Origin of the sequence: Nitrosomonas communis (assembly GCF_900114745.1) — a bacterium.
In the GTDB taxonomy this organism is placed as follows: domain Bacteria; phylum Pseudomonadota; class Gammaproteobacteria; order Burkholderiales; family Nitrosomonadaceae; genus Nitrosomonas; species Nitrosomonas communis_A.
On sequence record NZ_FOUB01000128.1, the window covers coordinates 1 to 4370 of the forward strand.

6 protein-coding genes and 2 pseudogenes are annotated in these 4370 nt (G+C 42.8%); 4 read left to right on the forward strand and 4 right to left on the reverse strand.

Annotation, left to right across the window (positions count from 1 at the left end; all coding sequences use genetic code 11):
- From BM122_RS20370 to BM122_RS26430, 3 genes and pseudogenes are all read left to right on the forward strand, one after another.
- A pseudogene (locus BM122_RS20370) lies at positions 1-633 on the forward strand (IS5/IS1182 family transposase); the annotation flags it as partial.
- A 104-nt stretch (positions 634-737) separates the two neighbouring features.
- Positions 738-1169: an IS200/IS605 family transposase gene (gene tnpA, locus BM122_RS20375; RefSeq protein WP_074907404.1), complete on the forward strand. Its 432-nt coding sequence runs from the start codon at positions 738-740 to the stop codon at positions 1167-1169.
- Positions 1170-1411: 242 nt separating this feature from the next.
- Positions 1412-1611 (forward strand): annotated as a pseudogene (locus BM122_RS26430) (IS5/IS1182 family transposase); the annotation flags it as partial.
- A gap of 360 nt (positions 1612-1971) precedes the next feature.
- Here the strand turns inward: BM122_RS26430 and BM122_RS25665 are convergent.
- Positions 1972-2103 carry a hypothetical protein gene (locus BM122_RS25665; protein ID WP_256212259.1) on the reverse strand — a complete coding sequence of 44 codons (132 nt, stop codon included), beginning with the start codon at positions 2101-2103 and terminating at the stop codon, positions 1972-1974.
- Between the two features lie 13 nt (positions 2104-2116).
- Positions 2117-2281: a hypothetical protein gene (locus tag BM122_RS24595; RefSeq protein ID WP_218152194.1), complete on the reverse strand. Its 165-nt coding sequence runs from the start codon at positions 2279-2281 to the stop codon at positions 2117-2119.
- A gap of 143 nt (positions 2282-2424) precedes the next feature.
- On the opposite strand from BM122_RS24595, the gene BM122_RS20390 reads away from it, so the two are divergent.
- Positions 2425-2652, forward strand: coding sequence for a hypothetical protein (locus BM122_RS20390; protein ID WP_074907406.1), 228 nt, complete (start codon positions 2425-2427; stop codon positions 2650-2652).
- A 717-nt stretch (positions 2653-3369) separates the two neighbouring features.
- Here the strand turns inward: BM122_RS20390 and BM122_RS20395 are convergent.
- Together BM122_RS20395 and BM122_RS20400 are read right to left on the reverse strand one after the other, a co-directional pair.
- Positions 3370-3663, reverse strand: a complete 294-nt coding sequence (locus BM122_RS20395; RefSeq protein ID WP_256212260.1) for a transposase — start codon at positions 3661-3663, stop codon at positions 3370-3372.
- A gap of 171 nt (positions 3664-3834) precedes the next feature.
- On the reverse strand, positions 3835-4194 hold the full coding sequence (locus BM122_RS20400; protein ID WP_074907409.1) for an IS630 transposase-related protein: 360 nt from the start codon (positions 4192-4194) through the stop codon (positions 3835-3837).
- Between the last annotated feature and the right edge of the window lie 176 nt (positions 4195-4370).

Consider the following 4370-nt stretch of genomic DNA (forward strand, 5'->3'; position numbering starts at 1 on the left):
TGCCTTGCCATAGCACGGAGCGGGTGTATTTTCGCCAGCGTCTCGGTGCTGAAGGCGTAGATCGGATTTTTCAAATGAGCGTTGGTCTGCATGGGAACTCGGCGCTGGAAGAGGCCGTTCAGGTGGATATGACTGTACATGAGAAGAACATCACATACCCAACCAATAGCAAGTTGGCGATCAAGATCATCAATCGCCCCAACAAGATTGCCAAAGCGCATGATGTGACCCGGCGACGCACTTTCGTCAAAGAAGTAAAATCATTACGCTTGGCTATCCGGCATTTTCGTCACGTCACCAAAAGAGCGAAGGCAAAACGAACACTCAAGCGGTTGAGAATCATTGCTGGAATTTTGCTACGGAAATTACGCAGAGCATTGCCGCAATATGGTTTGTTTGAGCGTTACCAAAGAGATTTCCTTCTGTATGAGCGGATTGTTGCGCAGCAACCGAAGGATACCAACAAGATCTATTCGTTGCATGAACCGCAAGTATACTGCGTGGCCAAGGCGAAAGACCACAAACAATAGGAGTACGGCAGCAAAGCATCGATAGTCAGTACCGCAAAAGGCACTGATTGTCAGCGTTGTCAGCCACGAACAGAATCTGCATGACAGTCATACTTTGCCTGAATAAATAAGGTAATCCCCCGGCTATGCCGGGGGACTATTAAAGGTTTGACCGTGTGATACGGTCACCGTGATTCTTTTAGCTTGATCAAGAGCTAGGAGAATCAAATGAGAGATTATCAGAGTTTGACGCATACGACATGGGACTGTAAGTACCATGTCGTATTTATTCCGAAAAGAAGGAAGAAAGTGATATTCGGAATGATACGAAAACACCTTGAAAAGGTATTGCGCGAATTAGCGGAGCAGAAAAACTGCCAAATAGTAGAAGGGCACCTGGTGCCTGATCATGTACACATGTGCATCAGTATTCCTCCGAAATACTCGGTATCTTACGTAGTAGGGTATATCAAAGCGAAAAGTGCAATATCGATAGCGCGGAAGTTTATGGGGAGATCTAGAAATTTCACAGGTAAAAGTTTTTGGGCACGCGGTTATTTTGTATCAACCGTAGGGTTAGATGAAGAGATGGTCAGAGAATATATCAGGCATCAAGAGAAGGAGGATGAACATTATGATCAGCTCAAGCTTGGGATGTGATGCCACCTTTAGGTGGCGCCAATTCTTGCCCCTTTGAGGGGCTAACAGAAATAAGCCTCCGGCTTTGCCGGAACATATTGCGCCTTGTGGAGCAATCGCGTGGGAAAGCTGTCAAGCAAGCCGTATGCGATCGCGGCTATCGTAGTAAACGCGAAGTCAATGGCACTCCGATCATTCTACCTGGCAAAGCATTGAAGCAGGATACCCGGCACCAGAAAAACAAGAAGCGAAAACAGTGTAGGAGACGCGCAGGGCAATTGAACCGATTATCGGTCACCTGAAATCGGATTATCGAATGGCGAGAAACTATCGGAAAGGTGCTGTCGGTGATCGCATCAACCTGCTGATGGCCGTTGTCGCCTGAAATCTGAAACAATGGCTGTTAGCCATTTTTTTACTCTATTTCCCGTGGCGAAGAGTGCAAACCTCACAAATACTTTGAGGCAAGAGAACTAAACCGCTCGATTTTGACTTTATGAGTACACTGCCTTTTAAAATTGCTGATCCAATATGGTCATTGAGGCAGTTTTTCAGGGTCGACTAATTAAAGCCGGGGCATTTTAGAGATCACCTCATGCAGTAACCAAATGATTCTCGAGGGCATCAATATTGTCAAACACACGATTATGAAGGTATGTTTCTCGCTATTCGTCCTAAAGGTATTCCTGCGGATGAGCGGTAGCTGTAACTAATTTACGCCAGCCATGGTGAGCCAGCATTCGATAAATCGTTGAGAACGCTATGCGCTTGCGCAGTTGTTTCTCGATTTCTCTTTAAGTGGAGGAACAACTACTATACCTCCTTAAACTGCTTGCGCCAAAATCTCATTCAGAATTTGTACTTCCTGCTCAAGTGTGGCAATCGCACGGTTACGCAGACTCCGTTTTGATCGAGGCGTTTCATCCTCGTAGCGAGCAACTCTACAGTAGCGCATGCTACATGTTCATCTAACAGAACGGCCAATAGCCTTTGCCATTTTCTCTATTCACATGTCCAATTCTAAGGGCAGTAATAACTGCTTGCGTCACTCTCAACTTCTCTGCTGTTTTAGCTGCTTTTAATACTTCTCGCGCTGATACTAAATAATCTATTCCACTTGCCTTTCCAGCCATAATTCCTTCCTCGCAATTTATGGCTATATAATTTTTTTTGGCACTAAATGAAATTATTCCTACAGAAACCTGCCATTTAGCCGTTAAATGTAGATAGTCGGGTAAAAATCAACTACAACAAACAAAACCATGTAAGGATCTATATGCTTTTTATAGCTTTATTGATTGATATAAAGCAGCGTATCAATAACATTCAAGCAATGTTTTTAATTTTCTATCCTCATATTGAGGAATTTGCACCTCATATTCCTTTTTGGAAAAGGGAAATAGTTTTACTTCTTAACCTGATCTTTCGCTATTCTGCCTTTATGGCATTTCTTGGTGAATCACAGGAAGATAAAAATGAGGCAATAAATAAAAGACCCGATTAATAAATCTGTTGACTTGTTTAAAGGTGATTTGACCTTTCTGCAGTAGCTTATCGATTTATCGTTGTTGTCGGTGAGAAATACGGCTGGTCACTTAATTTGTCTTTACCTTCAAAGTATTCTGTTGAAATTAGAGCGTCAAGAAAAATATTTTTTGCGATTTTTTTCCTATATTTTTCTACTGGCACCGATTGTGGTATGTAGCAAGTATTAATTAAAATCTATGTATTAATCCGATTTGCTGATTGTATATTTACATAAAAAGAGAGATTTACAGCTTTGGGAACTATCACATGCTTGAAGTACTAGTATGAAGATAAGGCAAATCTAGCTTATTCATTGGATAAAACTTTTATTCACAATTTTCGTGAATAAAGCTGTGGATAAGTGCTTTATGTCAAGTAAGGGTAATGTTTATTTCCAGTGCTTCAAAAAGATGCAGAAGCTTCACCGAACCTGACTAATAAAATTGTTGTAATTACTCTATTACTCGTCAATAACCTGATCGGTTATTTGTTTTGTTCCTTTGGTTATTTTCAGCCTATCCCAAGAATATCTTAATTTTTCCAGCTCCAAATGCTTGATCTCTGTACTTAAACAATCAAATCGTTTCTAACGTACTTAAGGGCGCCTCTAACAATTCAGAGTTCTAAGCAAGACAAGGCGAGAGCGAAAAATGTTGATACAGCATTTAACTATATAAAATCCCATATAAAATAATCAAAATACATAGGCAGCAAAGAGCTGCTCGATGGAACAACCTTTCCTTTTTCTGATGACTTTGGCCTGGGCCCATTTTGGCTCAATGTCATTAATGCCTGAGAAATAAGACGGTAGGTATTCAAGTGTATGCCCAGCATGGGCAATGGCAGTTTGGATATCCTGCCGCTTATGGAATGTCGCATTGTCCATGACAATCACGCAAGCGGGCAGAAGTTTAGGCAACAGGTCCTGCGTCACCCACGCATAGACAATGTTGGCGGTGATACGGACTATGAACAGGCCTACGGTCAGAGTGCCTTTCCGATCAGGGCGCCGATCACATGGGTTCGGCCTCTTGCATGCCAATCTTTTACGCCATGGCAACGCTCACCCATTGGCGCATAGCCATGCGTGCGTGGCATATCGTGAGCAAAGCCGCCTTCATCAAGGTAGACGATGACGCGGCCTTCGCGCTCATAGCCTTCAATTTTTTCTTGGAAGATACGCCGCTCTTCTTCGCTGGCTTTGGGGTGACGCAGGCTTTTTTTTATAGATTACGCCCAGACGCTTTAACGCGTGATTGATGCCCTGGGTACTGACGCCAAGCCGTTTGGCGCGCTCATACTGATACGCGTCCGGATAATTCTTGACGTCTTGCGCCAACCTCTCCCTGTCAATCCTAGTTGCAGGCTTGTTACGGGTTGTCTTGGGATCGGGAGTTTTGATCCAACGCATCACGCTGGCTACTCCTACGCAAAAACGCTGTGCCACTTGCGCGATTGAGAGATTCTCCTTCTCTCGAATGGATAATACTTTACGGCGAAATGATATCGGATAGGTCATCCGTAAATTATAATCAATTTATAGGGGATATGATATAGTATGTAAGGAAACATTTTTTGTGAATAACGAGGTATTGTGATGAACTGATGTTACGCAATCTTCATTTTTTGCAATTCAGCATAGGCTATCTGATTGGCTTTAATGAAAAGTTTTGCTCGTAATGCAAAATGATTGGC